Origin of the sequence: Halorubrum sp. 48-1-W, assembly GCF_003287355.1 — an archaeon.
GTDB lineage: Archaea > Halobacteriota > Halobacteria > Halobacteriales > Haloferacaceae > Halorubrum.
This window is the reverse complement of sequence record NZ_QMIM01000017.1, coordinates 74,615-100,877: the sequence shown is the minus strand read 5'-3', so window position 1 is coordinate 100,877 and position 26,263 is coordinate 74,615. Positions and strand designations below refer to the sequence as shown.

Annotated in this window: 29 protein-coding genes; 17 read left to right on the top strand and 12 right to left on the bottom strand. The window is 70.6% G+C overall.

The features are described from left to right. The first annotated feature begins 171 nt into the window (after positions 1-171). From hisI to DQW50_RS18145, 4 genes are all read left to right on the top strand, one after another. Positions 172-552: a phosphoribosyl-AMP cyclohydrolase gene (gene hisI / locus DQW50_RS09225; protein ID WP_112078989.1), complete on the top strand. Its 381-nt coding sequence runs from the start codon at positions 172-174 to the stop codon at positions 550-552. Beyond that, positions 552-1,757 (top strand): hypothetical protein, encoded by a 1,206-nt coding sequence (locus tag DQW50_RS09220; RefSeq protein ID WP_112078988.1) that lies wholly within the window; start codon positions 552-554, stop codon positions 1,755-1,757. Before hisI ends, DQW50_RS09220 begins: the two co-directional genes overlap by 1 nt. Before the next feature lie 78 nt (positions 1,758-1,835). Further along, the gene (locus tag DQW50_RS09215; protein WP_112078987.1) at positions 1,836-2,234 is read left to right on the top strand and encodes a hypothetical protein; all 399 of its coding nucleotides are present in this window, start codon (positions 1,836-1,838) and stop codon (positions 2,232-2,234) included. Between the two features lie 132 nt (positions 2,235-2,366). Then, positions 2,367-2,531, top strand: a complete 165-nt coding sequence (locus DQW50_RS18145; RefSeq protein ID WP_198664649.1) for a hypothetical protein — start codon at positions 2,367-2,369, stop codon at positions 2,529-2,531. A gap of 396 nt (positions 2,532-2,927) precedes the next feature. Here the strand turns inward: DQW50_RS18145 and DQW50_RS09210 are convergent, their stop codons facing one another. Beyond that, positions 2,928-3,725 (bottom strand): SDR family oxidoreductase, encoded by a 798-nt coding sequence (locus DQW50_RS09210; protein WP_112078986.1) that lies wholly within the window; start codon positions 3,723-3,725, stop codon positions 2,928-2,930. A gap of 109 nt (positions 3,726-3,834) precedes the next feature. Here DQW50_RS09210 and DQW50_RS09205 point away from each other — a divergent pair, with 109 nt between their 5' ends. The 3 genes from DQW50_RS09205 (at position 3,835) to DQW50_RS09195 (ending at position 7,383) form a co-directional block, all read left to right on the top strand. Further along, positions 3,835-5,085 (top strand): CaiB/BaiF CoA-transferase family protein, encoded by a 1,251-nt coding sequence (locus DQW50_RS09205; protein ID WP_112078985.1) that lies wholly within the window; start codon positions 3,835-3,837, stop codon positions 5,083-5,085. Positions 5,086-5,185: 100 nt separating this feature from the next. Further along, positions 5,186-6,400, top strand: coding sequence for a threonine synthase (locus DQW50_RS09200; RefSeq protein ID WP_112078984.1), 1,215 nt, complete (start codon positions 5,186-5,188; stop codon positions 6,398-6,400). Between the two features lie 62 nt (positions 6,401-6,462). Continuing rightward, entirely contained in the window at positions 6,463-7,383 is a 921-nt protein-coding gene (locus DQW50_RS09195) for a decarboxylating 6-phosphogluconate dehydrogenase (RefSeq protein WP_112078983.1), read from the top strand. Positions 7,384-7,401: 18 nt separating this feature from the next. Here the strand turns inward: DQW50_RS09195 and DQW50_RS09190 are convergent, their stop codons facing one another. After that, a complete protein-coding gene (locus tag DQW50_RS09190; RefSeq protein ID WP_112078982.1) occupies positions 7,402-8,160 on the bottom strand; it encodes a hypothetical protein in 759 nt (252 codons plus the stop codon). Positions 8,161-8,272: 112 nt separating this feature from the next. Between DQW50_RS09190 and DQW50_RS09185 the strand changes: the two genes are divergently transcribed. From DQW50_RS09185 to DQW50_RS09175, 3 genes are all read left to right on the top strand, one after another. After that, a complete protein-coding gene (locus tag DQW50_RS09185) occupies positions 8,273-8,617 on the top strand; it encodes a DUF5802 family protein (protein ID WP_112078981.1) in 345 nt (114 codons plus the stop codon). 98 nt (positions 8,618-8,715) lie between these two features. Next, the gene (locus tag DQW50_RS09180; RefSeq protein WP_112078980.1) at positions 8,716-9,624 is read left to right on the top strand and encodes a Vms1/Ankzf1 family peptidyl-tRNA hydrolase; all 909 of its coding nucleotides are present in this window, start codon (positions 8,716-8,718) and stop codon (positions 9,622-9,624) included. A 298-nt stretch (positions 9,625-9,922) separates the two neighbouring features. Beyond that, entirely contained in the window at positions 9,923-12,136 is a 2,214-nt protein-coding gene (locus tag DQW50_RS09175) for a hypothetical protein (protein WP_112078979.1), read from the top strand. Positions 12,137-12,203: 67 nt separating this feature from the next. Here DQW50_RS09175 and DQW50_RS09170 read toward each other — a convergent pair whose 3' ends face one another. From DQW50_RS09170 to DQW50_RS09155, 4 genes are all read right to left on the bottom strand, one after another. Continuing rightward, entirely contained in the window at positions 12,204-12,587 is a 384-nt protein-coding gene (locus DQW50_RS09170; RefSeq protein ID WP_112078978.1) for a rhodanese-like domain-containing protein, read from the bottom strand. After that, positions 12,587-12,913 carry a cupin domain-containing protein gene (locus DQW50_RS09165; protein WP_112078977.1) on the bottom strand — a complete coding sequence of 109 codons (327 nt, stop codon included), beginning with the start codon at positions 12,911-12,913 and terminating at the stop codon, positions 12,587-12,589. The genes DQW50_RS09170 and DQW50_RS09165 overlap by 1 nt, the downstream gene beginning before the upstream one ends. Before the next feature lie 62 nt (positions 12,914-12,975). Continuing rightward, positions 12,976-13,929, bottom strand: a complete 954-nt coding sequence (locus DQW50_RS09160) for an alpha/beta fold hydrolase (protein ID WP_112078976.1) — start codon at positions 13,927-13,929, stop codon at positions 12,976-12,978. Between the two features lie 94 nt (positions 13,930-14,023). Next, entirely contained in the window at positions 14,024-14,653 is a 630-nt protein-coding gene (locus DQW50_RS09155) for a bifunctional 2-polyprenyl-6-hydroxyphenol methylase/3-demethylubiquinol 3-O-methyltransferase UbiG (protein ID WP_112078975.1), read from the bottom strand. Positions 14,654-14,925: 272 nt separating this feature from the next. Here DQW50_RS09155 and DQW50_RS09150 point away from each other — a divergent pair, with 272 nt between their 5' ends. Further along, positions 14,926-15,411, top strand: a complete 486-nt coding sequence (locus tag DQW50_RS09150; protein WP_112078997.1) for a CinA family protein — start codon at positions 14,926-14,928, stop codon at positions 15,409-15,411. A gap of 67 nt (positions 15,412-15,478) precedes the next feature. Here the strand turns inward: DQW50_RS09150 and DQW50_RS09145 are convergent, their stop codons facing one another. From DQW50_RS09145 to DQW50_RS09135, 3 genes are all read right to left on the bottom strand, one after another. Further along, positions 15,479-16,369, bottom strand: coding sequence for an MOSC domain-containing protein (locus DQW50_RS09145; protein ID WP_112078974.1), 891 nt, complete (start codon positions 16,367-16,369; stop codon positions 15,479-15,481). A 172-nt stretch (positions 16,370-16,541) separates the two neighbouring features. Beyond that, complete coding sequence (locus tag DQW50_RS09140; protein WP_112078973.1) at positions 16,542-17,078, bottom strand: hypothetical protein; 537 nt, start codon at positions 17,076-17,078, stop codon at positions 16,542-16,544. A 158-nt stretch (positions 17,079-17,236) separates the two neighbouring features. After that, a complete protein-coding gene (locus tag DQW50_RS09135; RefSeq protein WP_112078972.1) occupies positions 17,237-18,040 on the bottom strand; it encodes an archaeal proteasome endopeptidase complex subunit alpha in 804 nt (267 codons plus the stop codon). 140 nt (positions 18,041-18,180) lie between these two features. Here DQW50_RS09135 and DQW50_RS09130 point away from each other — a divergent pair, with 140 nt between their 5' ends. The 3 genes from DQW50_RS09130 to DQW50_RS09120 are packed head-to-tail and all read left to right on the top strand — an operon-like array spanning position 18,181 to position 21,531. Continuing rightward, positions 18,181-19,569: a hypothetical protein gene (locus DQW50_RS09130; RefSeq protein WP_241964384.1), complete on the top strand. Its 1,389-nt coding sequence runs from the start codon at positions 18,181-18,183 to the stop codon at positions 19,567-19,569. Continuing rightward, positions 19,562-20,398: an ABC transporter ATP-binding protein gene (locus DQW50_RS09125; RefSeq protein ID WP_241964383.1), complete on the top strand. Its 837-nt coding sequence runs from the start codon at positions 19,562-19,564 to the stop codon at positions 20,396-20,398. The genes DQW50_RS09130 and DQW50_RS09125 overlap by 8 nt, the downstream gene beginning before the upstream one ends. Continuing rightward, the gene (locus DQW50_RS09120) at positions 20,395-21,531 is read left to right on the top strand and encodes an ABC transporter permease (RefSeq protein WP_112078970.1); all 1,137 of its coding nucleotides are present in this window, start codon (positions 20,395-20,397) and stop codon (positions 21,529-21,531) included. The genes DQW50_RS09125 and DQW50_RS09120 overlap by 4 nt, the downstream gene beginning before the upstream one ends. A gap of 44 nt (positions 21,532-21,575) precedes the next feature. On the opposite strand, the gene DQW50_RS09115 is transcribed toward DQW50_RS09120, so the two are convergent. From DQW50_RS09115 to thyA, 3 genes are read right to left on the bottom strand one after another with little or no spacing between them, the layout of a single operon-like run. Then, a complete protein-coding gene (locus tag DQW50_RS09115) occupies positions 21,576-22,361 on the bottom strand; it encodes a molybdopterin-binding protein (protein ID WP_112078969.1) in 786 nt (261 codons plus the stop codon). Positions 22,362-22,414: 53 nt separating this feature from the next. Beyond that, positions 22,415-23,041 carry a dihydrofolate reductase gene (locus DQW50_RS09110; protein ID WP_112078968.1) on the bottom strand — a complete coding sequence of 209 codons (627 nt, stop codon included), beginning with the start codon at positions 23,039-23,041 and terminating at the stop codon, positions 22,415-22,417. Beyond that, positions 23,041-24,069, bottom strand: coding sequence for a thymidylate synthase (thyA, locus tag DQW50_RS09105; protein WP_112078967.1), 1,029 nt, complete (start codon positions 24,067-24,069; stop codon positions 23,041-23,043). The genes DQW50_RS09110 and thyA overlap by 1 nt, the downstream gene beginning before the upstream one ends. 234 nt (positions 24,070-24,303) lie before the next feature. Here thyA and DQW50_RS09100 point away from each other — a divergent pair, with 234 nt between their 5' ends. The 3 genes from DQW50_RS09100 (at position 24,304) to DQW50_RS09090 (ending at position 26,262) form a co-directional block, all read left to right on the top strand. Beyond that, entirely contained in the window at positions 24,304-25,464 is a 1,161-nt protein-coding gene (locus DQW50_RS09100) for an aminotransferase class I/II-fold pyridoxal phosphate-dependent enzyme (RefSeq protein WP_112078966.1), read from the top strand. 1 nt (position 25,465) lies between these two features. Continuing rightward, complete coding sequence (locus DQW50_RS09095) at positions 25,466-25,735, top strand: hypothetical protein (RefSeq protein ID WP_112078965.1); 270 nt, start codon at positions 25,466-25,468, stop codon at positions 25,733-25,735. Positions 25,736-25,884: 149 nt separating this feature from the next. Continuing rightward, positions 25,885-26,262 carry a translation initiation factor IF-5A gene (locus DQW50_RS09090; protein WP_094532605.1) on the top strand — a complete coding sequence of 126 codons (378 nt, stop codon included), beginning with the start codon at positions 25,885-25,887 and terminating at the stop codon, positions 26,260-26,262. Position 26,263 lies beyond the last annotated feature (1 nt).

Genomic DNA, 26,263 nt, shown 5'->3' with positions numbered 1-26,263 from the left:
CGCCCTCCGGGCGCTCACCGGCACGCCACCGCAGAATCGTTCGTTCCTTCACCTGTACTGAGCATCCGCGAGGGAAGCGAGCAGTTCACGCGCGATCCGACGGGACGTGTGCGAACGGTTCTCTACCACCCTAACAAAAGGCCTATTCGGGGGGCCCGCCTCCGGCGAGGTATGAGCGAGGCAGACACGGACGCCGAGGTGGCGGTCGAGTTCGGCGAGAACGGGCTCGTCCCCGCGATCGCACAGGACGCCGAGGACGGCGAGGTGTTGATGCTGGCGTACGTCTCTCCGGAGGCGCTCGAGTTGACCCGCGAGACGGGCGAGGCCCACTACTACTCCAGATCGCGCGAGGAGCTGTGGCACAAGGGCGGCTCCTCGGGACACACCCAGGCCGTCGAGGAGATCCGTGTCGACTGCGACGCCGACACCCTGCTGTACCTCGTCGACCAGTCGGTCGGCGCGTGTCACACCGGCTATCGGTCGTGTTTCCACCGCACGATCGACGGCGAGCACGTCGGCGAGCGGGTCTTCGACCCCGACGAGGTGTACTGATGGCCGGGCGGGAGGACGGTGACGATGCGAGCGGGCTCGCCGACCCGGTCGACGTCGACGCCCGCGACCTCGACCCCGAGGGCCCGGTTCGCTCCGCCGGCGAGGCGGCCGCCGAGCTACGCGAGCGGTACGACGAGCTCCGCCGGCTCGAGTCGCGGATCGCGGACCTGGGCGAGGGCCGGGTCGAGGCCGCCGCCGACGCCTACCGCCGGGCCCACCGCGTGCTCGACCAGTACGAGGACGACGCGGTCGGCACCGGCGACTTCGGCTCGTACGTCCAGTTCGAGGGGGCGTTCGCGAACGCGGTCGACGTCGACGACGACACCCCCGCGGCGGACGCGTTCGCTGTCGCCGACGAGGCCGTCGACAAGCGTCGGCTCTCCGAGTCGGACTTCGCCACGGCCCGCGAGGCGCTCGAACCCGCGGGCGACTACGTCGAGTTGCTGTCCGACCGCGACGACGCCGTCGACGCGTACCGGCGCGCCAGAAAGGCTGTAACCGACGCTCGCGGCGCGCTCGCCGATCGGCTCGAGGAGCTCCGCGAGGTCGCCGACATGGCGGACGCCGACCTCGACGCCGACGTCTCCCGACTCCGCGAGCCGATCGAGGGGTACAACGAGGCGGTCCGCGGGGCGTTCCACGAGTTCTCCGGGTCGGCGTCGGCCCGCGACGTCCTGGACTTCCTCGAGCGCGCGGACGCGACTCCCTTCGTCGACGCTGACGTCCCGCCGGCGGACCTCCGCGAGTACGTCGACGACCACGCCGCCGGCGAGGAGCCGATCCCGACCTTACTCGAGTACGCCGACTACTCCAACTCGAAGCTGGAACACTACGTCGACGACGTGGGCGCGCTCCGGACCGCCGTGGCCGTCCACCGGACGTTCCTCGACCGGATCGACGCCGAGCCGCTGACGCTCGCGTGGCCGCCCGCCCCCGGCGACGAGTTGGCCTACGAGATCGACGAGCTGATCCCGCTGGTCTCGCGGATCGCTTCCGCCGACACGGTCGCGGACCTCCGGTCTATCCGCGACCTCGCCCGCTCGGCGGAGTACGCGCGGCTCCGGCGCGCCGCGGTCGTCCGGGACGCCCTCGACGGCGCCGAACTGGCCTTACTCGAATCCGGCGAGATCGACGGGCGAGTCGCCGAGGCGGAACGGACGCTCGCGCTCGTCGACGACGTGCTCGCGGAGACGGAACGCGGGTAGCGTCGCCTCCCTCCCGTCTCCGGGGCGCGCTCGACCCGACCGCGACCGTTTAAGTCGTGAGGGCGACGAGACGACGGCATGACCCGATTCGACGCCGCGACGGAGTCCGAGCGGCTGGCGCTGTTCGCGGACGCGGCGGCAGCCCACCGTGCCCGCTCGAGCGACGTGATGACCGTCGACGTCGACCCCGAAAGCGACGTCACGGACGGCGGGGAGCTCCCCCCGTGGATCCAGCTCGCGGGCACCGAGCTCGTGATGGACTGTACGGACGCGGAGCTCGATCGGCTGAAGGACCTCCTCTCCGAGTTCCCCGAGTTCCGGATCGACGAGCTCGTGACCCCGGAGGAGGCCGAGGGGACGAACGCGGTCGTCACCGCCCGGTCGGACGCGAACCGCGTCGCGGGCTTCATCGAGCGCGCATTCCGGGAGGTGTACGGGCTCGACCCGGAGTATCGGGCCTGGGTCACCGCCGTCTAGCTCGCGGCGTCACAGCCGTGTAGCTCGTGGCGTCACCGACGCTCGGCTCGCCGCGTCACAGCCGTGCCGTTCGGTTCCGATCGTCCCCGCCGGACCAATAGCTTGAAATCCGACGTGGTCCCACGGGTACGCATGGCGCTCGAAAAGGACGTGAACTGTCCGGAGTGCGGGGAGACGAACGCGTTCTACCGGACGGCGGCGACGACCCTCCACCTCGGGGAGAAGACGAAGTGGCGGTGTCCGGAGTGTGGCTTCGGCTACGTTGAGATCGACGGCATCAGCACGCTTTCGGCCTGAACCGTCGGTTCCTCTCTCCTCGACGCTGTTGAAATGGTTTCGGAGTGATCTGTTCGTCCCCCGTGCGGTCAGTACAGCCCAAGCAACGATCACTTGTAGTTCGGTGGCGTCGCCGGCGCTTCGCGCCGGCTTCAAGCGAGAGCCTCGCCCTGCGCCGGTGAGCGCCCGGTAGGGCGCGAGGAACCCACGCGATCACCGGGACGACGCCGAGTTCGAGCGCGAGGGTCGAGCCGGTCGAGCCGGGACGGGTCGAGGACGCCGACGCTCAGGAGGTCCGTGTCGACGAGCAACACCGCGCATTCCGAGAAGACCGAAGAGGACCTCCACGGGAGCCACACTCCCCGGGAGGTGGTGATCGTTCGGGTCGCGGACCGCAAACCGGTTCCGGTCGGCCCGCTACAGGTTCGCGTTGCCCGCGCCGCCGTCGAGAACGATCGACTGGCCGTTGATGTAGCCAGCTTTCGGCGAGGAGAGGAACGCGACGGTGTTGCCGAGTTCCATCGGATCGCCGATTCGCTCGGCCGGGATACCCTCGCCCCAGGCGGCGAGTCCCTCCTCGTAGGAGTCGTACTCGCCGCGTTCGACGGCCTGGGTCACGAGGTCCTCGATCCGGCTCGTCTCGTGGGGGCCGGGCAGGACGGCGTTCGCGCGTACGTCCGGGGCGAGCTCCTTCGAGAGCGTCTTCTCCAGCCCGATCACGCTCATGCGGACGGAGTTCGAGAGCACGAGCCCGTCGATGGCCTCCTTGACCGACCGGGACGTGACGTTGACGATGGTGCCGCCGTCGCCCTCGCGGAGCGGATCGGCCGCTTCACGGCAGAGCCGGACGACGCTCATCACGAGCAGGTCGTACGCGTGGTACCAGTCCTCATCGTCGGTTTCCAGGAACGGTCCCGACGGCGGGCCGCCCGCGGAGGTGACGAGGTGGTCGAGCCGACCGAACTCCTCGAGCGTCTCGTCGACGAGCCCCACCACGTCGTCCTCGTCCGTCAGGTCGCCCTGGACGGGGTGGACGCGCGCGTCTCCGGCAGCCTCCTCGCGCAGTTCCTCGGCGGCCTCCGCGAGTCGGTCCTCGTCACGGCCGTTGATCACGACGTTGACGCCCTCGCGGACGAGTGCGGTCGCGGCCGCGTTTCCGAGCCCGTCGCTCGATGCCGTCGTCAGCGCCACGTTCCCGTCGATATCGAGATCCATACGTGAACCCCTCTCACCCGAAGGGTTAATGATTACCGACTCGGCATCGGGAGCCGGCGACGGGGGATTTATCACGGTCGGCTCGGAGGTGCGCGTATGCGAGGGAACTATGGTCGGTGAGGCGCGCCACCCGTCGAGCGATACCGGACCGCTGGACGGCGTCACCGTGCTCGACGCCTCCCGCGTGCTCGTGGGGCCGTTCTGTACGATGCAGCTCGGGGACCTCGGCGCGGACGTGATCAAGATCGAACGGCCGGGCATCGGCGACCAGACGCGGACGTGGGGTCCGCCGTCGTTCGGGGAGGGTGAGGACGCCCAGAGCGCCTACTACACGAGCGTCAACCGGAACAAGCGCTCGGTCGTGTTGAACCTCGCGAGCGAGGAGGGACGGGACGTCTTCCGGGACCTCGCCCGCGAGGCCGACATCGTCGTCGAGAACTTCCGCGTCGGCAAGACCGCGGAGTGGGGGCTCGACTACCCCGACCTCGTCGAGGAGAACCCCGGACTGATCTACTGCGGGATGTCGGGCTACGGCGAGTGGGGTCCCGACCGCGACGAGCCGGCCTACGACATCGTGATGCAGGCGCGCGGCGGGCTGATGTCGATCACGGGCGTCGACGGCGGCGCCCCGGTCCGTGTCGGCGTCGCGCTCGCGGACATCGGTGCGGGGATGTACGCCACGCAGGCGATCCTGGCCGCACTGCTCGAACGCGAACTCGGCGACGGGACGGGCCAGAAGATCGACGTGAGCCTGCTCGACGGGCAGGCCGCGTGGATGAGCTACATGGCGACGAACTACTTCGCGAGCGGGGAGGTGCCGGGTCGGATGGGGAGCAAACACCCGAACATCGCGCCGTACCGGGCGTTCGAGACCGAGGACGACTACGTCGTCGTCGGCTGCTCGACGGACTCCTTCTGGCCGCGGCTGTGTGACGCCCTTGACCGGCCGGACCTCCTCGCGGACGAGCGGTTCGAGACCAACGAGAAGCGGGTGAAACACCGCGAGGCGCTCGACGCGGACCTCGAGGCCCAGTTCGCCGAGATGTCGACCGACGAAGCCGTCGGGACGCTCACCGAGCACGGCGTGCCCGCGAGCCACGTTCGCGACATGGCCGAGCTGTTCGACGACCCACAGCTCGAGACGCGGGACATGCGCCTGGAGATCGACCACCCCGGGGTCGGCACGGTGGAGGTGCCGGGCTCCCCGATGAAGTTCTCACGGACGCCCGTGACGGTCCGCCATCACCCGCCCATGCTCGGCGAACACACCGAGGAGGTCCTCCGGGAGTACGGCTACGCCGACGCGGACCTCGGCCGCCTCGCGGAGGCCGACGTGATCCCCGAGCCTGCGGACGACTGATCCGCGGGTCGACACCTGCCGAACTGCCGATCCCGGTCCACCGGTCGACGAACGTTCCCCGACCGATGGAGCGAAGTCCCCCGGTGTGCGATCCTCGCGCATGGAAACGACCGCTGCCTTCGAGGGGCTCACGTGTGTCGACTGCGGGGAGACGTTCGACGCCGAGACGGCCACGCACCGCTGTCCGGACTGCGACGGGATCCTCGACCCGAGCTACGACCTCGACCGCGTCGACCTGACCCCGGCGGCCCTCGAGCGCCGCCCCGGCGAGACGATGTGGCGCTACGAGGAGCTGTTGCCGTTCACCCGCGAGGCCGCGGTGACGCTCGGGGAGGGCGGAACCCCGCTCGTCGAGTGCCCCGCGCTCGCGGACGCGATGGACGTCGGGCGGGTGCTTTTGAAAGACGAGGGGGCGAACCCCACGGGAACGTTCAAGGACCGCGGGCAGTCGCTCGCGACCACGGCGGCGCGCGAGCACGGCGCGACCGAGGTCGCGTTGAACAGCGCCGGCAACGCGGGACAGTCGGCGGCGGCGTACGCGGCCCGCGCCGACCTCGACGCGCACGTCTTCCTCCCGTCGCGGGCGGGGTTCACCCAGAAGGCGATGACGGAGGTCCACGGCGCGGACCTGACCGTGACCGACCCCGTCGGCGGCAACTCGCAGATCGGCGACGCCGGGAGGGCGTACGCCGCTGCGATGGAGGAGCACCCCGACTGGTACTCCACGAAGACGTTCGTCACGCCGTATCGCCACGAGGGAAAGAAGACGATGGCGCTGGAGCTCCTCGAGGGGCTCGACTGGGAGGCCCCGGACGCGGTCGTCTACCCGACCGGCGGCGGCGTCGGGCTCGTCGGGATGCACAAGGCGGCCCGCGAGGCCCGCGAGCTCGGCTGGAGCGACGACCTCGTCCCGATGTACGCCGCCCAAGCTGTCGGGTGTGCACCGGTGGTCGACGCCTACGAGGCGGGCGCGGACCGTCACGAGCCGCTCGCGGACGACGAGGTCGACACCGCCTGTAACGGGATCGCGATCCCCGACCCGGGCGCGAGCCCGCTGATCCTCGAGGCGATCCGCGAGTCGGACGGCGGCGCGGTGGCGACGACCGACCGCGAGATCCTCGACGCCGCGATCACCGTTGCCCGCGAGGAGGGCCTGGAGATCGGCGCGACGTGTGCGGCGGCGGCCTCGGGCGCGTTCGCGCTCGCGGACGCGGGGGAGTTCGGCCCCGACGACACGGTCGTCATCCTGAACACCGGCGCGGGCAACAAGGACGTCGACACTCTGCGAGCACACGTCGGCGAGACGGAGGACTGAGCCAGGGGGCCACCGGGACCCGAACCGGAACCACTAGGGCCCGCGCCGGCGACCGCCTCGACATGCAACTCGGCGTCATCGGACTCGGACGGATGGGGCGGATCGTCGTCGACCGGAGCCTCACGGCGGGCCACGACGTGGTCGCGTTCGACCTCTCGGCGGAGGCGACGGCGGCGGCCGCGGAGGCGGGCGCGGAGCCCGCGGACTCGGTCGGGGACCTCTGTGACCGCCTCGACGGGTCCGACGCGGGGGGCGGCAAGCGTATCTGGTTGATGGTGCCCGCCGGCGACGCGGTCGACGCCACGCTCGCCGACCTCGAACCGCACCTCACCCGCGAGGACGTCGTCGTCGACGGCGGGAACTCCCACTTCGAGGCGTCGGTCCGCCGCGCCGAGGGGACGGACGCGGCCTACCTCGACTGCGGGACGTCCGGCGGCCCCGCGAGCGCCGAGGAGGGGTTCTCCCTGATGGTGGGCGGCCCCGAGTGGGCCTACGAGGCGCTCGTGCCCGTGTTCGACGCGGTCGCGACCGGTCCCGACGGCCACGACCGCATGGGCGAGTCCGGCGCGGGCCACTACGTGAAGATGGTGCACAACGGCGTGGAGTACGCGCTGATGCAGGCGTACGGCGAGGGGTTCGAACTGCTCGCGGAGGGGCGGTACGACCTCGAGATGGAGTCGGTCGCGCGCACCTGGAACAACGGCGCGGTGATCCGGTCGTGGCTGCTCGAACTCTGCGAGGAGGCGTTCCGCGAGGAGGGGAACGACCTGGGCGACGTCGCCGACCACGTCGCCGGCGGGTCGACCGGGACGTGGACCGTCGAGGAGGCGCTCGAACAGGAGGTCCCCGTCCCGCTCATCTACGGCGCGCTCGCCGAGCGGTTCGACTCGCGCAACGAGGGCCGGTTCTCGCGCCGGCTCGCCAACCGCCTGCGGTACGGCTTCGGTCGTCACGAGGTGAAGCGGCGGGACGACGTGGCGTAGGGGCCGGCGGGACGCTCCCTACCGAAGGACGGAATAATACGTTGGAAGCCCGACAGCGACGGCCCCTACCGTCAATGTACGGGACTGAGAGACGGTGAGTATCCCTCCCATGTGGAGATAGGGAACGGCAAGCGCGAAGACACCGATCAGGAACCCGAACGCGATGTCGTACGACGCGAACCCGTTACCGTCGGGATTCGGGGGGAAGACCGTGTTGTGAAAGAGTACGCCCGAAACCGACAGTAGCATCAACGAGCTGAGGATCATGAGGGGGAGACCCTCCAGGTCCCACCCGTCCCCGTGGCCCAGCGCTCCCGTTTGAAGGACGTACGCCCGACCGTCGTCGACGATCACCGCGTACAGTTCGTCTTCGTCGACGTTGTGGCCCACGGCACCGTACCGGAACTCCGCTGGAACGTCCGATTCGTAGTACTCGTCACAAACGAGCGTCCAGTCGTGGCATATCCGTATGGTGAACGAGTCGTCCTCGGCCGACCTCGTCTCGTCGAAGACGTCCTTCGCAGCGGGTGAGAGTTCGCTGTACCGATACACGCTCGTCTCGTCCGTGACTTCGGCGTGTTCGATCGATCCGACGTCGCTGGCCTGCTCGACGATCCGGTTGTCGTAGTACCCGTCAAGTCCCGTCTCGCTATACGGCGAGGACATGGCCCCCGGATAGAAGAACACGAGGCCGACGAGTGACACCGCGAGGACGACCCGGACCAGACCACGGACGGTCGAGCGATCCGACGTTTCGATGGAGGGCGGAACGTTCACGGGTCCACTTCGTTCCGCAACTCTTGAATATCTACGGGGGACCCGTCCGTCACGATCGATCCTGGGCGAGTAACGCTTATATGCGATCGTGGCAGAGGATATCACGCACAGAATGTTCGAACGCTTCTCCAGCGGGTACTACCTGGGCGAACTGTACGTGGAGCCCCACGACGGCGACCGGGCTGCCATCCAGCGGGCCGACCACGAGCGGGTCAACGAACAGCTGTACGCGGACGGCGAGGGAGTGGAGCGACTCGACGCGCCGCTCGTAATGAAACTCGGTTCGGGTCACATCCCGGTCGCCGGCGACGAGGGGGTCCCGAGCGGGACGCTCGCCGTCCCGCGCCCGCTCGCGGACGACGACCTGCCGTCCAGGCGGAACGTCCTGCTGGCCGATGCCGACCGCGCCGAGAACCTCCTCCGGTGGGAGGGGTGGGAGCCGTACGTCGACGTCTGACGTCGGGAGTCGACGAACGCCGACTGTCGCACGACACGGTCCGCTGACCGAACGCCGACTGTCGACGCACCTTTGAGGCCGGCACGGGACCTCCCTCCATGATCGACCGGTTGCTCGGCCGTGCCGAGCTGAAAGAGCGGATCGCGGAGCTGGAAGAGGAGAAGCGCCACCTCGAGCGGCGCGCGGAAGCCGAGGAGGAACGGCGCTCGGACGCGGTCGCGGACCGCCAGCGCGCGGAGGAGCGCGTCAACCGGCTCGAAGCGCGGATCGAGTCGCTCGAGGACCGCGTCGAGCGCGCCGAAGGCGACGAGGAGACGGTCGAGTTCCGCCGCGTCAGCGACGCCTCCGGCTCCCGCCTCGCCGACGTCCTCGACCGACTTCGAGGCGTCGAAAGCGACGACCCCGAGGGCGTGCTCACCGCGTTCGTCCCCGACGGCGCGGTCCCCGAGAGCGTCGGCGAACACTTCGGCGACCGGACCCGGCTCGTCCGGCGGACGGTCCCGTCGGTCGTCGTCGCCGACGACACGGGCGCGGTGAGCGCCGCGCTCTCGACGCCGATCGAGCCGGAGCCGTTCGATCGGTGGGCCGACCGCGCCTACCTGCCGGACGAGTCGTTCCGCCCCGCCGGCCGTTTCGCGTTCGCGCTGGTCCGGTCCGACACGTTCGCGTGCGGGATCTACGAGGACGACGACCGGGTCGACTTCGAGGGATTCACCTCCGACGTGATGGGCGCCCACTCCAAGGGCGGGTTCTCGCAGGGACGGTTCGAGCGCCGGCGCGACGGACAGATCGACGACCACCTCGAGCGCGCCCGCGACGCCCTCGTCGACCTCGTGGACGCCGCGGGGGACGTCGACCGGACGATCGTCGTCGGCGAGCGGAGCGTGCTCGGTGAACTCCGCGACCTCGCCGACCACACGGACGTGAGCGACGCGACCGGCCGGCCCGAGGAGGCCCTCGAGGACGCGTTCCGGGACTTCTGGACCGTTCGAATCCACGCGATCTGACCCGTCCAGAGCCGTCTTCCGGTCCGTCGTGGGCCCCCCTCCCCTTGTCGGTACCTCACGAACCGATGAAACCGAAAAAACGTACCAATAACTATGGTACTCGCCCGCATAATTCCTCGTGGAGGGACCTGTCACACGCTCCCTCCCCCCCTTCGTCGCCCCGAGCGGACGCTGTGACGTTTCGAGCCGTTTCGACCCGCTTCGGCGAGCCGTTTCGACCCGCTTCGAGGGACAGTACTAAATCGGGGACGGTCGGTTATCGTTCATGCCTCGGTTGGGGTCATCTCCCGGTGTCCGCGTGGTCGTCGCACTGCTGACCGTCTCCCTTCTCCTCGGCGTCGTCGCCGTCGGCGGGGTCGCGAGCGCCGATCCGGGCGAGTTCGCTGTCTCGGGTGACTCCTCGCCCGCCCCGTCGACGGCCCCCTCCGCCGTGAGCGGGAGCGCGTGGACCGCCACGACCGAACCGGCAGGGACGATTGAGCCGGCCGGGCCGACGGGGACCGGATCGGTCGCCGGGACGGGCGGGACTGCCGACGTCGACGACGACACGATCCACGTCGAACACGCGCTGTCCACGACCGACGAGGCCGGGACCGTCGGGGTCACGACGACGGCGCGGATGCCCGACCGCGTCAAGGAGCTCGAACTCTCCCTCCTGAGCGCGAACGACGACGACGTCGAGGCCGACGGCTTCGAACGCGACGACGACGCGGGCGACGGGGAGGTCTGGGTGTGGGACGGCGAGACCGAAGCCCCGTCGATCACCTACCGGATGGACGCGAACGTGTCGACCGAGGAGTCGGGGCCGCTCGCCACCGGCGGGACCTACCGCTTCGTCGACACGGGCGAGTGGGCGCTCGTCAGAACGCCACGGGTCGGAGCCGGGTGGTCACAGACCGGCCAGACGAAGATCCGGCTCGACCGCGAGAACGTCGTGGACGGCGAGGGCGTCGCCTCCCAGGCGATCGCGTTCCTCGGCCCCCACGAGGAGCACGTCCGGGAGGGCGAACCCCAGCGATATCGCCTGGTCGTGCCCGCTGCGGCCGACATGGAGGCGCCCCCCGAAGCGGTGTTCGACGCCTTCGAGGGCGGCGCGAGGAGCCTGCCGGTCGGGGCGGTCGACGACGAGGTGTTCGCGGTCGCTGTGCCGACCGGCGACGTGACCTGGTCGGTCCGCGGGCTCCAGACCGGCGACGCGGACCTGTGGGTTCGCGACGAGGAGCCGGCCGGGACCGCGGACGACGTGTGGACCCACGAGTACGTCCACACCCGGCAGGCGTACACGGTCGACCCGGCGGATCCGAGCGCCCGGTGGTTCACGGAGGCGAGCGCGACCTACTACGCCGCGCTGTTCGCCCTCGATCGCAGTGCGACCGACTTCGAGAGCTTCGAGCGGACGCTCGCGCGCGGCGAGCGGGACCCGGCCGCCTCCTCGACGCTCGCCGAGCCGGGGACCTGGCAGGCCAACGCCCCCTACACCAAGGGCGCCCTCGTCGCCGGCGAACTCGACCGCCGGATCCGGCTCGCCAGCGACGGGCGTGCGTCGCTGGCGACCGTCTTCCGCGAACTCAACGACGACGGCGAGGACGTCACGAACCGCGACTTCCTCGACGCGGTCGAGGCGTCAGCCGCCGCGGGCGGCGACGACGAGGCGGCCGCGGAGGTCCGTACGGAGGCGGAGCGACTGACCACGACGGACGACCACCCGGAGATGTGGGACCGGGACGCTCATACGGAGGCGTTCGGCGAGACGCCCGCGCAGATCGGGTACGCCCTCGCCGACGACGGCGTCCGCGCGACCGGCGAGTACCGGAACCGATCCGTCGACGACGATCCGGTTCGGCTCGTCGCGAACGAGACGCTCGCCCTCGCCGTCGACGTCTCCAATACCGGCGGCGTCGAGGGGGACTACGACCTCTCGCTCTCGGTCGACGGCGAGACGGTCGAGCGCCGGAACGGGACCGTCGTTGCGGACGAGGCGACGACGGAGCGCTTCGAACACGCCTTCGCGGAGCCGGGCGAGTACGAGATCCGTGTCGGTAGCCAGACGCTCACCGTCGTCGTCTCCGAGCCCGCCGATCCGCTCGTTCGCGGGGTTTCCACCGACGTCGACCGCGTGACTGCCGGGGGGTCGGTGACCGTGACCGCGACCGTCGCCAACGACGCGTCGCTCCCCGCCGGGTCGCCCCTCGAGTTCCGCGTCGACGGCGAGACGGTGGGCACCGAACCCGTCCGGTTGGACGCCGACGCGGAGACGACGGTCGAGCGGGCGGTGACGGTCCCCGGCGCCGACGACGCCGACACCGCGACCGTGAGCGTCGTCGGCCCCGCCGACGAGGCCTCGACGACCGTTGCCGTCGATCGCGACGACGGCGAGTCGGCCGACGGAGACGACGGATCGACGATCGATGGCGACTTCACCGACGACGGGGTCCCCGGCTTCGGTCCGGTCGTCGCGCTCCTCGCGGTGCTATCGCTGGTCGGGGTGTCGGCACGACGTGGCTCGCGGTGAGCGACCGACACGGGGGTCCGGGGTCGGTCACCCCTCGATATCCGGTTTCGTCCCTCGCCTGAACCACTCAGAACGGCGCGTCGGGTCCCTCGTCGCCCTCGTCGGAGCCGTCGCCGTCCTCGTCCGCCGTCGTCTCCAGCTCGTGACCGCCCTCCTGCCACGCCTCGATCCCGCCGCGGAGGCTCTCGACGCGGGCGTTCGCCGTCCCCTCGTAGCTCCCGATCAGCTGGGCAGCCTGCCGGCTCGCGATCCCGTGCGGACAGACCGTCACGATGCGGTCCGACCCCTCCAGCTCGGCGACGCGAGCGGTCAGTTCGGGGAACGGGATCGACTCGCTGTCCGGGACGTGGCCCCGGGTGAACGCCCGTTCGTCGCGGATGTCGACGATCCGCACGTCCTCCCCCTCGTCCAGTAGCGCGGCCAGCCCTGCCGGGTCGATCTCCCCGTCCATTACGGGAGCGGGCAGAGGCTCGCCGTGAGCACGGCGCGCTCGTCGGTATCGTTTCGCGCCCCGTGGACGTCCCCGCGGGCGTTGAGGACGACCGCTGGCGCTGTGAGCGTCTCGGAGTCTCCCTCCCGGATCACGGTCGGCTGCCCCTCGAGGACGTGGAAGACGTTCGTCGCGTCCGCGTGTTCGTGGGGGTCGACCTCGCTCCCGGGCGCGAGGACGAACGCCTTCACGAGCACGTCGTCGGTGACGACGAGTTCCGCGGTGGCGACCTCGCCCTCGCCGGGGTCGAGGTCGTCGACGGCGTCGGCGTATCGGTCGAGCGTCATACCCGAGCGGTCGGGCTGCGGGGGTTAAAACGCGTCGTCGGAGGCGAGCCCGTCCCGTTCGTTCACTCACGCGCGCCCGGCGGCAACGGGTCGGCGTGGTCCGCGACCGCCTCCGCGACGCGGTGGGGGTCCTCGTGGATCACCCAGTGGGTCGCGTCGTCGATCGTGTGGAGCCGGCCGTCGGCGCAGTGCTCGAGGCTCTCGCCGGCCAGCCGCTTCTCGAGGAAGGGGTCGTTCGCGCCCCAGATCACGAGCGTCGGGACCGTCACACGCGGGTCCTCGGGTTCGGGCCGATCCCGGACGATCGCCCGATACCAGTTCACCATCGACTCGAACGCACCCTCGCGGCCCCACGCGCGCCGGTAGCGCCGGAAGTCGTCCTCGCCGAACGTTCCCGGGTTGCTCGTCTCGCGGAGGGTCCGCACGCCGAGCCGCCAGTTCCCGGCGCGCATGACGACCTCGGGGAGCTTCGGGAGCTGGAAGGCGAGCACGTACCAGCTCTTGTGTCGTTGTCGCCACGAGTTCCGGAGGGCGCGCTCGAAGACGGTGGGATGCGGGACGTTGACGGCGACGAGCTCCGAGACGCGGTCGGCGTGGTGGAGCGCGAGCCACCAGCCGACGGCGGCCCCCCAGTCGTGGCCGGCGACCGCGGCCTCGTCTCGACCGTACGCGTCGATCAGCCCCACCACGTCGCGGGCGAGTTCGTCGATCCGGTAGTCCGAGACCGCGGGGGGTTTCTCCGAGAGGTTGTACCCGCGCTGATCGGGGACGACGACGCGGTAGCCCGCGTTCGCGAGCGGCGCGATCGTCTCGTGCCATCCGTACCAGAACTCCGGGAACCCGTGGAGCAAGACGAGTAGCTTCCCGTCCTCCGGACCCGCCTCGACGACGTGGAGGCGGACGCCGTTCGTCTCGACCGTCCGCGACCGTCCCGGCACTCCCTCGGGGATCTCGTCGGACGGGACCTCGAGGGGCGGGGTCACCGCCGTCTCGTCGTCTACGGAACCGTCGACCATACCGCCCGATCGCTCCCCGACGACTAATAGCTACGTCCGACGGTTCCGTCACGTCCGCCGATCCGGTCGCACGGCACACGCACCCCGAGCGAACTCACCGGCCCTCCGGACGTCGCGGGTACGACTGCCGCGGGCCGTGGGAGCGACGCGCGAGGAGTCGCGCGGTCGCCCGCCGTCGGTCGTCGGGTCGTTCCTCGGTCGTCTCGTCGTAGTGGAGGACGGTCAGGCCGAGGCCCGCCCGCAGGAGTTCGTTCGACCCGAAGCGGTATCGATCCGTGCTGGGTCCGGAGGGCGTCGGCTCGGCCGACCGGAGGTGTCCCTCGACGAAGAGGTATCCGCCGTCCGCGAGCGACTCGCGGAGGTCCGTGAACCGGTCGAGCGTGTGGTAGAAGCTCACCGTGACCAGGTCGTACCGCTCCGTCGGGAACGCGTACTCCGTCGCGTCGGCGTGAACCGTCTCGATCCGGTCCCCGACCCCGCGTTCTGCTGCCCGCTCCCGAACGATCCGAAGCCCCTCGCTCGAGGCGTCGAGCGCGTCGACGTCGTAGCCGGCCGCCGCGAGGAACAGCGCGTTCCGTCCGGTCCCGGTCGCCAGGTCGAGCGCCCGCCCGTCCGGGATCGACGGCTCGTAGGCGCACAGCACCGGCGACGGCTCGGGGTCACGCGGATACTCGCCCGAGGCGAACCGTTCGTCCCAGCTGCTCGCGCTCTCGTGGTCGTCCATGGAGCCGGTAGCGAGCCCCGGCGGATAACGTCCACGACGGTTCCCGTCCCGTGCCGATGCGAGCGCCCGCCGGGCGTTTCAAGCCCGGGCCGGACGGACCGACCCGTATGACCGAACATCCCGACCCGGACGCGACCGTCGACCGTGACCGTTTCACCGACCGCGCCGGCGACCGTTTCACCGACCGCGCCGGCGACCGTTTCACCGACCGCTCCAGCGACGAGCACCGTCTCGCCGACGGCGGTCGTCCGCCCGACGATCGGCCCGAGGCGGTGCTCGGCGAGCTGTTGACGGACCGCGGGGAGACGCTCGCGACGGCCGAGTCGTTGACCGGGGGGCTCGTCGGGTCGACCGTGACCGACGTGCCGGGCTCGAGCGCGTACTTCGACCGCGGCTTCGTGACCTACGCGTACGACGCCAAACGCGAGATGCTGGGCGTCACACGCGAGGCGCTCGACGAACACGGCGCGGTCAGCGGGCCGGTCGCCCGCGAGATGGCCGCCGGCGCCCGCGACCACGCCGACACGACGTGGGGCGTCTCGACGACGGGGGTCGCCGGCCCCGGCGGCGGAACGGCGGAGAAGCCGGTGGGATTGGTGTACGTCGGCGTGGCCTACGCCGCGCCGTGGGGGACCCGCGACTCGTTCACGCGGAGCGTTCGCGCGGAGTTCCCCGGCGACCGCGACGCGGTCAAGCGGGCCAGCGTGGAGCGCGCGCTCGCCGAACTCGTCCGGGCGATCCGGGGTGTGGAGCGCTGATACCGTCCCCGCGACGACGCCGGAGTCGACTTCCCCTACGCGACGACGACGCCGGAGTCGGTCTCCCCTACGCGACGACGACGCCGGAGTCGGTCTCCTCCACGCCGACGACGTCCCCGACCTCGAGTTCGTCGCCGACCGCGACGGCCGTCCCCCACGACGTCTCCGGGACGACCGTGTTCACCATGAGCCGGAAGTCGTGGTCGAATCGGTCGCTCGCGGTCCACTCGGGCAACGTCTCCCGGCGTTGCCGGATGAACGTCTCCCTGAAGTCGTCGATCTCGACTGCCGTGTCCGGGTTTCGCGACGGGACCACACAGCGCTGGCAGGGGTTGACGCCGACGAGGTCGGCCTCGCCGATCGAAAAGCGGATCCCAGTTCCGTGGTCCCCGAACAGCCGGTCCTCGAAGAACGCCGGGCAGTCGGCGAGCACGACGTTCGGCCTGAACCGCCGGCGCGCCTCGGTCGCGTCCGCGATCGCGTCGAACCACGAGGCGACGGCCTCGAGCGTCCCCGCGGAGATCACCGTCGGGCCGGGAGCCGCCCGGTCGTCCGGGAACCCGCCGGCCGGCTCGCGGACGAGGTCGACCTCGTAGCCGAGGTACTCGCCGACCCACGCCGCCAGCGCGTCGCCCTCCTCCGGCAGCGCGAACGTCCGCTCGTCAGCCGCTGTATCGCCGCTCGCCGGTCGCTCCAGCGTCACCGCGGTCGGCGTCGCGTCCGCCGGTCCGGCGACCTCGTAGCTCGCCCGCAGCCGATGGATCGCCGGCTCGCTCTTCCCGTTGACGTAGCCGCCGCCCCCGCCGACCGACGCGGTCGCGGGATCGACGCCGGCCTCCACGAGCGCGTACGAGCGATCCCCCCTGAGCGCGCTGTACGGGCCGATTTCGGCCCGATCGATTCGAACCCCATCGAGCGACTTCATCGGGTACGCGACGAGTTCGTCGAGACGTGTCATACGCGTCGTTCGCGGGACGGGGGCAAAAGGGTAGTGAGGCCGGAGGGGATCGCGGTCGAGTGGGTACCGGGCTGGAGGGCGCCGTCCACTACGACCCGGTCGCGTACGCGGTCGTCCGCTCGACGCTCGAACGCGCTCGTTCTCCGTTCGGCTCCGCCTCCCGTTGCTGCCCTCACCGCACGACCGACAGCCACGTCTCGGCGGCCCGCGGGAACGCGAGCACGCCGGCGCCGGCGACGACCGCGGCCCAACCGAGCCCAGCACCGATCGCGGGGCCCGGGCCGACGACCCCCCCGACCCCGGCGTGAACGGCGAGCCCTCCGAAGATCGCGAGCCAGAACGTCCCGTTGAAGTACGGCACTCGTAGCGCGAGCAGCCACGGCGACAGCGACACCCAGCCGCGGGTGGGGGTCGCGAGCGGCCGGACGTGACCGGTCCGTAGGAGCGTCGAGACGACGACCGCCACCGTCCACGCGACGAGCGCCGTTGCCTTCGAGTCGAACCACCCGGAGGAGGGGTAGCCCATCACCACGAACAACACCGGGAGCGACAGCACCGACACCTCCGTGAACAGCCGCGGCACGTCGTGGAGAAACAGACCGAAGCCTGACTTCTCGACCCGCGCCCGCCGGCCGTAGCCGTACCACGTCGCGCGTTCTCCGGAGCGGGCAGCCGCCGTCTCACGTCCTGGGGGGCCGTGTCGACTCACTGCCCATCGCCTCCGGCGTCGGCATCGATCGGCGTCCCGTCCTCGTCGACGACGCGCGTCATACCGCGGATTCGACGTGACGGCACAAAAGCGATCGGCCGGAACGGGACGATTCGCCCCGGAACGACGCGGTCGCGACCGACGGGGGCGCGGAGACGCTACTCTTCGTCGGCGTCTTCGTCCGTCCCGTCGTCGGCCGCTGGTCCCTCGTCTTCGGCGTTCTCCGCGGACTCATCGTCTTCTGCGGTGAGTCCGGTGGCCTCGAACGCTGCCTCGATCTCCGCGAGCGGAACGGTTCGGTAGCCGTCGGCCTCGGTCACCGTCGCGACCGCGAGGTCGGTGGGATCGAAGTCGTCCCCGTGGGCCGCGAGCGCACGAACGCCGAGTTCGATCCCCTCGGCGAGCGAGAGGCCCGCCTCCCACTCCTCCTCGAGGACGCCCTGGATGTCCTGTCTCCCGCCGCCGATGACGGTCGCCTTCCACTCGTTGGGGGTCCCCGAGGGATCGGCCGCGAACAGGCGCGGCTCGCCGTCGTCGATGCCGCCGATGAGCAACGCCGCGCCGTACGGCCGCGTGCCGCCGCGCTGGGTGTTCTCCTGGATGTGGTCGGTGATGAACTTCGTCAGCGTCTCGACGCCGAGCGGCTCGCCGTACCGGAGGCGGTTCCCCTGTGCCTGCCGGCGCGCGAGGTCGATGAGCTGGCGGGCGTCCGCGACGTGGCCCGCGCTCGCGGTGCCGAGGTGGTCGTCGAGCTTGTGGAGCTTCTCGATGCTCTCGGCCTCCATCAGCGTCGAATTCGCCCGCGACATCGCGACGAAGACGACGCCGTCCGCCGTTCTGACGCCGACGCTCGGCGCGCCACGCGAGACCGCCTCCCGGGCGTACTCGACCTGGTAGATACGCCCGTCGGGCGAGAACAGCGACGTCCCGCGGTCGTACGCCTGCTGGTCGTTGCCGCCCATCATCGCTTCTCACCCGCTCGCGCGGAGACGTGATCGCTCATTGTCCTTTATTACGCCGGGCGGTTGAAAAACCCTCCTTAACCGGTACGTGGATCTCCCGCGACGGGTATATGTTCGGTGAGTCCGTACCTTTCGTTCCAGTGCGATCCAGCCACACGATAGCCCTCCTCGCCGTCTGTCTCGTCGCCGGACTCGTAGCCGTCAGCGGAAGCGCGGCCGTCCCGGACGCCCGGATCACCGTCGACACCGTCGACGTGACGCCGAACGACCCCGTCGTCGTCGAGCGGACGAGGCTGAACGTCACCGTCTCGAACTCCGGCGGAAGCCCGGATGCCGCGAACGTCACCGAAATACGGCTCCTCGACGCCGACGGTGCGGTGTTGGACGCGTCGACCGCACCCGGGGCGTTGTCGCCCGGTGACGACCTCGAGACGGCGCTGTGGACCCGATTCCAGGAGCCCGGCGAGCACCGACTCACCGTGGAGGTCGTCGCGACGGAACCCGTCCCCGACGACGCCGACGACGCCGACGAGTCCGACGACGCCGACGACGCCGACCCGCCCGTAGTCCGGGTCGAACGTGACGTTGTCGTCGACGTCGAACCGATGGCGAGCGTCGTCGACCTCCGGGTCCGAGCGCTCTCGCCGGCGGACCTGGAGACGGACGACGACGACGGCAACGTCCAGGTCGACGGCGTGAACGGAATAGACGGGCTGCTCGGCGGCGGCGGTGGCGACCTCGATGTCGAGGACGCTTCGGAGCCGGTCACCGCGATGGACGCGCCGGTGGCCGTGACCATCGTGAACACCGGGACCGTTGCCGCCGACCGGGTAACCCTGACCGCCGCGGGCGACGCCTCGGCGTCGGGTTCCGTCGAGGCGGGACCGTTCGTCGTCGAGGACGTCGCGCCCGGCGAGGAACGCCGGGTCGTCGTCGATCTCGGTTCGATCGACCGACGTTCCGCGGTGACGTTCACCGCGCGGTTCCGGTCGACCGTCGGCCCGCCCGACGGAAACGGGGCCTCACGCACCGCCACGGCCGAACTCTCGTACCCGCCTCGCGAAGGCCGCCCCACCCTCACCGGCGCGAACGTGACGCGAACCGCGAACGGCGCGGTAACCGTCGACGCGAACGTGGGGAACGCGGGAGCCGCCGAGCTCTCCGGGGTGGTCGTCTCCGTCCTCGACGCGCCCGGCGTCGAGGCCACCCCGGCCGGCGAGGGCTACTTCGTCGGTAGCATCGCTGCCGACGACTTCGTCCCGGTCGAGATACGGGCGACCGCGAACGCGACGACCGCCGAGACGGTCCCCGTCCGGATCGCGTACACCGATCGCGGCATTCGGTACGCCGAGGTCGTCGAGCTCGAGGTGCCGAGACGGACGGACGGGAGCGAGGACGACTCGGGCGCCGGGATCGTGAGCACGCTCGACGGCATCGGCTGGGATCGGCCCCTCGTCGGAGGAGTCGCGGTCGTCGTTCTCGGGCTCGTTGCCGTCGGCGGGGCCCTCCGGTATCGTCGCGATGTATAGCGTCGAACTCCGCGGCGTCAGGAAGCAGTACCCCGGCGGGGGCGCGGAGCCGGTCGTCGCGCTCGACGACGTCGACTTCGCGGTCGAACCCGGGGAGTTCGTCGCCGTCGTCGGGCCGAGCGGCTCGGGGAAGTCGACGCTCCTCAACGTGCTGGGGCTCCTCGACGACCCGACCGCCGGACGACGACTCCTCTCGGGGACGGACGTGACGAGCCTCTCCGTCGCCGAGCGCACCACGGCGAGGAAGGACTCGATCGGGTTCGTCTTTCAGGACTTCCACCTGCTTCCGACGCTCACTGCCGTCGAGAACGTCACCCTCCCGACCGCATTCGATCCGGGTGACGCCGGCGACCGGGCCGTGGACCTGCTCGGACGGTTCGGCCTCGGCGACCGGCTCGACCACGAGCCGGCGGAGCTGTCCGGCGGGCAGAAACAGCGGGTCGCGATCGCCCGCTCGCTCATCAACGAGCCGGCCGTGTTGCTCGCCGACGAGCCGACCGGGAACCTCGACACGGAGACTGGCGAGTCGATCCTCGCGGAGTTCGAGCGGGTCAAACGCGAGGGTGTCGCCGTGGTCGCCGTCACCCACGACCCCCTGGTCGAGGAGTTCGCGGACCGCGTCGTCGAACTCACCGACGGCGTCCTCGTCGGCAGTAGTGCGAGGAACGTGTCCGAGGACGCTGTGGGCGACGGAACGGTGTCGGATGACGTCGACGGCGACGGGAACGCGTCCGGCAGTGAGGAACCGCTTCGGGACCTGTTCGGCGGCTCTCGCGACGGCGACTCCGGAGCGGACGCCGACGTGGCGGAGGAGGGCGAAGACCGATGAACCTCCGGGCGTGGCGGCCGTCGGTGGCGATGGCCGCCCGGAACCTCCGGCGGAACCGGGTTCGAACGCTTCTGGCGGTCCTAGGCGTCGCGATCGGCGTGTTCGCCGTCGCGACGCTCGGGATCTTCGGGAACGTCCTCGCGCTCGGAGCGGACGACGCGATCGGCGACATCGGCACGCAGGTCGTCCTGTCGCCGAACGCCGACGCGGGCGTGGAGTCGCTCTCGGAGGCCGACGTCGCCGCGATCCGGCGCGCGGTCGGCGAGCCGGCGGTCGTCCCGCTCTACACCGACGGCGCGATCGTCGCCAGCGCGAGCGACCAGCAGTTCGCGACGGTCTACGGGGTCGAGCGTCCCGGGGCAGCGTTCACGGCCGCGGAGGGATCGCTTCCGGAGCGTCACCGCGACGGCGCGATCGTCGGCGCGGGCGTCGCCGAGGACCTCGACGTGAGCGTCGGCGACCGGCTGGAGGTCGCGGGCGGACGGACACGCGTGGTCGCCGTGCTGGCCGAAAGCCAGACGTTCAGTCCGGTCGCGCCCGACGACGCCGTCTTCCTCCCCGAGTCGGCGTTCTCAGCCGACGGCTATTCGCAGGTCCTCGTGGTTTCGGAGTCGGGGACCGAGGCGCGCACGGCCGCCGACGCGATCCGCGAGTCGGTGAACGCCCGCGAACAGCGGGTGGACGTCTTCGAGCTGGCGGCCGTCGTCGACGAGATCAACGAGTTCTTCGAGCTCCTCGGGACTTTCCTGCTCGGGCTCGGCGGGATATCGCTCGTCGTCGCCGGCGTCTCGATCCTCAACGTGATGCTCATGAGCACCGTCGAACGGCGCCAGGAGATCGGCGTGATGCGCGCGGTCGGCGTGACGCGGCGGGACGTGTTGCGCGTCCTGCTCGCGGAGGCGGGGCTGATCGGCGCGCTCGGTGCGGTTCTCGGGACGGCGTCGACCGTCGTCGTCGTCGCCGCCCTCGTCGCCTCGACGCCCGCCGTCGACACCGCCATCGTCCTCGACCCGACGAACGGGTACTACCTGCTTCTGGCGCTCGGGTTCGGCGTCGGCGTGGGGGTGGTGAGCGGCGCGTACCCCGCCTGGAAGGCCGCCAACGAACGACCCGTCGAGGCGCTACGAAGCTGACTCCGGGCGCGGTTTCGTCGTCACGGTCGGGACGGCCTCAGTCGTCATGGCCTTCGTCCCCGGTCGTCATGGCCTTCGTCCCCGGGTTTCCCCCACTCGCGCGAGACGGGCGTCCCGCTCGCGTTGACGTTCGCGAGGAGCCACTCGGCTCCGGCATCGAGCGCCGACTCGTCGGTGCCGACGAGCTTCAGCCGGTTGTGACCCGCCTCGCGGTCGGGATAACACCCGATCGTGACATCGAAGCGCTCCATCGCCTCCTCGAGTGCGGGGACGATGTTCGCCTCCGGCTCGACCGTGTAGAGGAACCGCGACCGGCGCTCGCCGGCGAACTCGTCGGCGACGGACTCGAACATCGCCTTCAGCTCCTCGGGGATCCCCGGGAAGACGTAGACGTTCTCGAGCACGCAGCCGGGCGCGAGCCCGGCCCCGTTCAACAGCGGGCGGCTCCCCTCCGGGAGCGCGGCCTCCGCGTCGACGTCCACGTTCAGGTCGCGGTCCGGGATCCGCGTCGCGATCTCGGCCAGTCGCTCCTCGACGTCGGCGCGTGCGAGTTCGGAGACGTCGAGGTCGTGCCCGAACGCGTCCGCGACCGCCTCCATCGTCACGTCGTCGGGCGTGCCGCCGATCCCGCCGGTGACGATCACCCGATCGAAGGCGTCCGCGTAGGCCGCGACCCGCCCGGCGATCGTGTCGCGGTCGTCGGGCACGGAGAGGATCCGCGCGACCGTGACACCGCGGTCGGCCAACCGCCCCGCGAGCCAGTTGGCGTTCGTGTTCACCGTGTCGCCGGAGAGCAGCTCGTCGCCGACCGTGATCAACGCAACGTACATCTATCCGCCATCGTGTCGGTGGGAGCATAAACGTTCCACGACGCGACGGTGGGTCACTCCCGCGCCCGCTCGTAGGTGACGAACGCGAGGTCGCCCTCGGTCTCCCGGTCGACCTCGGCCCACTCGTCGGGGTCCCACTCCGGGAAGCGGGTGTCGCCGTCGGGGGACTCGGGGACCTCCGTCAGGACCATGCGGTCGGCGACCGGGAGGAACGCCCCGTAGACGGTCGCACCCCCGACGACGTAGACTTCGTCGACGCCGCGGTCGATCGCGAGGTCACGCGCGCGCTCCGTCGCCTCCGCGACCCCGTTCGCGACGACGACGCGCTCGCCCCCCTCGTCGGTCCCCCGGAGGTCCGACGGGTCGCGGGTCGTCAACACGACGCTCGTTCGGTCCGGGAGCGACCCGCCGAGCCGGTCGACGATGCTCTCGTAGGTGACCCGTCCGAGGACCACGGGGTGGCCCGTCGTCAACCGCTTGAAATGTGCGAGGTCCGCCGGGTAGTGCCAGGGCATCCCGCCGTCCGCGCCGATGACGCCGTTCTCGGCGACGGCCGCGACGAGGACGAAGGACACGTCGTCGGGGTCGACGTCGCGGTCGTCCGCGTCGGCAACGTCGTCCGCGTCGGCAACGTCGTCCGCGTCGGCAACGTCGTCCGCGTCGGCTCCGGTCCCCGTCATCACTCCGCGACCGCGAACGAGATCCCCTCGGCGCAGTCGTAGTCGACGACTTCGACGTCGTCGTAGGTCAACTCGTCGAGCGGGACGTCGGCTATCTCGATCCGCGGGCGCTCACGCGGCTCGCGCGCGAGCTGTTCGAGGAGGCCCGGGACGTGGTCGTACCCCTCCTCGCCGTCGGCCTCCGCCGGGGCGGCTCCCTCCAGCCAGCCCCCGACGTCGCGGTAGTCGGCCTTCGTGTCGACGTCGGCCAGCCGGGCCTGGAGCGCGGGAAGGTTCTCGCCGTACCACTCGCCGCGTTCCCCCTGTCCGCAGTAGACGTGGGCGTCGACGATCGTGTGGCCGAACTCGCCCACCTCGAACCCCGCCCGCCCCGCGAGCGCGTTCGCGAGCAACGCGTACGCCGCGACGTTGAACGGGACGCCGAGCGCGATGTCGCCCGAGCGCTGGGTGAGGTGGAGGTTGAGCTTCCCGCCCTGGACGTTGACGACGAAGGTGTAGTGACACGGCGGCAGCGTCGAGGTCGCGGCGTTGGCGGGGTGCCACGCGTTCACGACCATCCGACGGGAGTGGGGGTTCTCCTCGAGCGTGTCGAGCACGTAGGCGATCTGGTCGAAGGTTCTGCGCTCCGTCCCGTCCGCAGCTTCCTCGACGGTCAGCCAGCGGTGCGCGTCGTCGGGCCACGTCTCGCCGGGTAGCCCGTCCCCGTCGTCCGGGACCGGATAGCGCCGCCAGAACCGGCCGTAGGCGGTGTCGAGGAGGCCGTCCTCGTCGGCCCACGCGTCCCAGATCTTCGTCTCCTCGCGGAGGTTCCGGACGTGCTCCTCGCCCGAGAGGTACCAGAGCACCTCGTGGATGAGCGAGTTCCAGCGGTAGCCGTCCATCCGCTTGGTGGTGAGGAGGGGGAACCCCTCCGCGAGGTCGACGGTGTACCCGGCGCTGAACGTCGCGATGGTGTCCACGCCGGTCCGGTTCGGCTTGTACGTGCCCGTCGAGAGCGCGTCGTCGACGAGGTCGAGGTACTGTTGCATCGTGGTGAGTGGTGGCCCCGACGCACGACAGCGTCGGCGCGATCGGTCTATCGGGTCAACGTGCCACACGACATAAATCGCTCCCATCCTGTGTCGATGCCATCTCGTATCGTTCCCGTCTCGTATCGCTCCCACCTTGCCGGCCGTCCGGCGGTCGTCTCACGGGGGTCGCCACCGGTCGGACGCGCTCACCCGACCGTAGCACCTAACCTCGCGCCGTGCGGACTCGTTCGCATGGACATCGACCCGTTCGGGCTCGAACGCTGGTTCGCGGAGTACGAACACGAGGCGGACGTCATGCTCGCCGAGAGCGGGATCCGGTCGCTCGAGGCGGACCGGTTCGACCTCGATCCCGGTGCGGTGGGGTACGTGATCCCGACGAACGGCGACCCGGAGTTCCGAGCGAGGGTGGGCGACCGGTACGGCCGGAGCGCGAGCGAGGTGGTTTTCACCTGTGGCACCCAGGAGGCGAACTTCCTGACGTTCCTCGCGCTCGTGGCCTCGGCCGACCCGGTCGGCGACGAGGGGATCGGCTCCGGCTCGCACGCCGTCGTCGTCACCCCGACCTACCAGGCGCTCCACGCGGTCCCCGAGGCGTTCGGCGAGGTCACCCGCGTCGAACTCTCCCCACCGGAGTGGCGGCTGGACCCCGACGCGGTCGCGGACGCGGTCCGCGACGACACCGCGGTCGTCGTCGTGAACAACCCGAACAACCCCACCGGACGCTATCACGACGAGGGGCGGGTCCGGGAGATATACGACGTCGCCGTCGAGCACGACGCCTACCTGCTGTGTGACGAGGTGTACCGCCTGTTGGCGTCGGACCCACAGGAGCCGGTCGCGAGCTTCGGCGCGCACGGGGTCTCGACGACGAGCCTCACGAAGGCGTACGGGCTCTCCGGGCTTCGGTTCGGCTGGATCGCTGGCCCGGAGCCGGTCGTCGAGCGCGCCTGGCGGTGGAAAGACTACACCACCATCTCGCCGAGCATCTTCGGCCAGCACGTCGCGAAGCAGGCGTTGGGCCGACGCGAGGACCGGATCCTTCAGGAGAACCGCGAGCTGGCCGACGGGAACCGCGAGCGGATCGCGGCGTGGGTGGACCGCCACGGCCTGGAGTGGTACGACCCCGCCTCCGTCAACGCCTTCCCGACGGTCCCCGAGGGGTTCTCGGACGCCCGGGAGTTCTGTCGGACCGTCGTCGAGGAGGCGGGCGTCGTGCTCGCGCCCGGCGACCTGTTCGGGTTCCCGGACCGCTTCCGGGTCGGCTTCGGACACCGGCGAGAGGTGCTCGAGGAGGGGCTCGACCGCGTGAGCGCGGTCATCGAGGCGCACGCGGACGACGCAGAGGAGACGGACGGACGCGACGACAGCGCGGTCGTCAACGGGGGGAGTTGAGATGGGGCTCGCCGACGACCTCAAGGAGGACGTGGTCGGGCTCGTCCGGAACCCGACGGACGAACAGAAGGCCATCCTGGTCGCCATCGTCGCCATCGCGATCGCCGACCGCTACTTCGTCTGGATCGAGTTCCCGTTCGTGGTACGGACGACCGCCGCCGTCGGCGTGGGGTTCATCGTGCTGTTCGTCGTCAGCTACCTCCTCACCGGCCACCTCGTCCCGCCGGACGAGGACGACGTGGAGGAGTACGAGGACGAGTTCCACCCCTGACCGTTCCGCCGTCCCGTCGCCCGCGGTCGTTCACGGCCGTCCGCGATCGACCGCGCCTGCTCGCGATCGACCATCGGCTCCCCGCCCCGATCGGCGGGGAACGGCGGCGTTCCAAACCGTTTATACCCGCGCCGGGGGTAAGCCGGAGTATGCCGCGAGAGCAGAAGCAGGTTCGAGAACTCCAGGAGGGGAGCTACGTCATGATGGACAGCTCGCCCTGCAAGATCAACCACTACAGCACCGCGAAGCCCGGGAAACACGGCAGCGCCAAGGCCCGCGTCGAGGGGAAGGGCGTCTTCGACGAGAAGAAGCGCTCGCTCTCACAGCCGGTCGACGCGAAGGTGTGGGTGCCGATCATCGAGCGCAAGCAGGGCCAGGTCGTCTCCGTCTCCGGCGACGACGCCCAGGTCATGGACCTGGACACTTACGAGACGTTCACCATGCGGATCCCCGAGGGCGAGGACTTCTCCTCGGACGACACCATCGAGTACCTCGAGTACGAGGGCCAGCGCAAGGTCGTCGGGTAGT

Bases quoted from the DNA above. Each gene is read 5' to 3' on its own strand.
- hisI (WP_112078989.1), top strand. From the start codon at position 172: ATGAGCGAGGCAGACACGGACGCCGAGGTGGCGGTCGAGTTCGGCGAG.
- DQW50_RS09220 (WP_112078988.1), top strand. From the start codon at position 552: ATGGCCGGGCGGGAGGACGGTGACGATGCGAGCGGGCTCGCCGACCCG.
- DQW50_RS09215 (WP_112078987.1), top strand. From the start codon at position 1,836: ATGACCCGATTCGACGCCGCGACGGAGTCCGAGCGGCTGGCGCTGTTC.
- DQW50_RS18145 (WP_198664649.1), top strand. From the start codon at position 2,367: ATGGCGCTCGAAAAGGACGTGAACTGTCCGGAGTGCGGGGAGACGAAC.
- DQW50_RS09210 (WP_112078986.1), bottom strand. From the start codon at position 3,725: ATGGATCTCGATATCGACGGGAACGTGGCGCTGACGACGGCATCGAGC.
- DQW50_RS09205 (WP_112078985.1), top strand. From the start codon at position 3,835: ATGGTCGGTGAGGCGCGCCACCCGTCGAGCGATACCGGACCGCTGGAC.
- DQW50_RS09200 (WP_112078984.1), top strand. From the start codon at position 5,186: ATGGAAACGACCGCTGCCTTCGAGGGGCTCACGTGTGTCGACTGCGGG.
- DQW50_RS09195 (WP_112078983.1), top strand. From the start codon at position 6,463: ATGCAACTCGGCGTCATCGGACTCGGACGGATGGGGCGGATCGTCGTC.
- DQW50_RS09185 (WP_112078981.1), top strand. From the start codon at position 8,273: ATGTTCGAACGCTTCTCCAGCGGGTACTACCTGGGCGAACTGTACGTG.
- DQW50_RS09180 (WP_112078980.1), top strand. From the start codon at position 8,716: ATGATCGACCGGTTGCTCGGCCGTGCCGAGCTGAAAGAGCGGATCGCG.
- DQW50_RS09170 (WP_112078978.1), bottom strand. From the start codon at position 12,587: ATGGACGGGGAGATCGACCCGGCAGGGCTGGCCGCGCTACTGGACGAG.
- DQW50_RS09165 (WP_112078977.1), bottom strand. From the start codon at position 12,913: ATGACGCTCGACCGATACGCCGACGCCGTCGACGACCTCGACCCCGGC.
- DQW50_RS09160 (WP_112078976.1), bottom strand. From the start codon at position 13,929: ATGGTCGACGGTTCCGTAGACGACGAGACGGCGGTGACCCCGCCCCTC.
- DQW50_RS09155 (WP_112078975.1), bottom strand. From the start codon at position 14,653: ATGGACGACCACGAGAGCGCGAGCAGCTGGGACGAACGGTTCGCCTCG.
- DQW50_RS09145 (WP_112078974.1), bottom strand. From the start codon at position 16,369: ATGACACGTCTCGACGAACTCGTCGCGTACCCGATGAAGTCGCTCGAT.
- DQW50_RS09135 (WP_112078972.1), bottom strand. From the start codon at position 18,040: ATGGGCGGCAACGACCAGCAGGCGTACGACCGCGGGACGTCGCTGTTC.
- DQW50_RS09125 (WP_241964383.1), top strand. From the start codon at position 19,562: ATGTATAGCGTCGAACTCCGCGGCGTCAGGAAGCAGTACCCCGGCGGG.
- DQW50_RS09120 (WP_112078970.1), top strand. From the start codon at position 20,395: ATGAACCTCCGGGCGTGGCGGCCGTCGGTGGCGATGGCCGCCCGGAAC.
- DQW50_RS09115 (WP_112078969.1), bottom strand. From the start codon at position 22,361: ATGTACGTTGCGTTGATCACGGTCGGCGACGAGCTGCTCTCCGGCGAC.
- DQW50_RS09110 (WP_112078968.1), bottom strand. From the start codon at position 23,041: ATGACGGGGACCGGAGCCGACGCGGACGACGTTGCCGACGCGGACGAC.
- thyA (WP_112078967.1), bottom strand. From the start codon at position 24,069: ATGCAACAGTACCTCGACCTCGTCGACGACGCGCTCTCGACGGGCACG.
- DQW50_RS09100 (WP_112078966.1), top strand. From the start codon at position 24,304: ATGGACATCGACCCGTTCGGGCTCGAACGCTGGTTCGCGGAGTACGAA.
- DQW50_RS09095 (WP_112078965.1), top strand. From the start codon at position 25,466: ATGGGGCTCGCCGACGACCTCAAGGAGGACGTGGTCGGGCTCGTCCGG.
- DQW50_RS09090 (WP_094532605.1), top strand. From the start codon at position 25,885: ATGCCGCGAGAGCAGAAGCAGGTTCGAGAACTCCAGGAGGGGAGCTAC.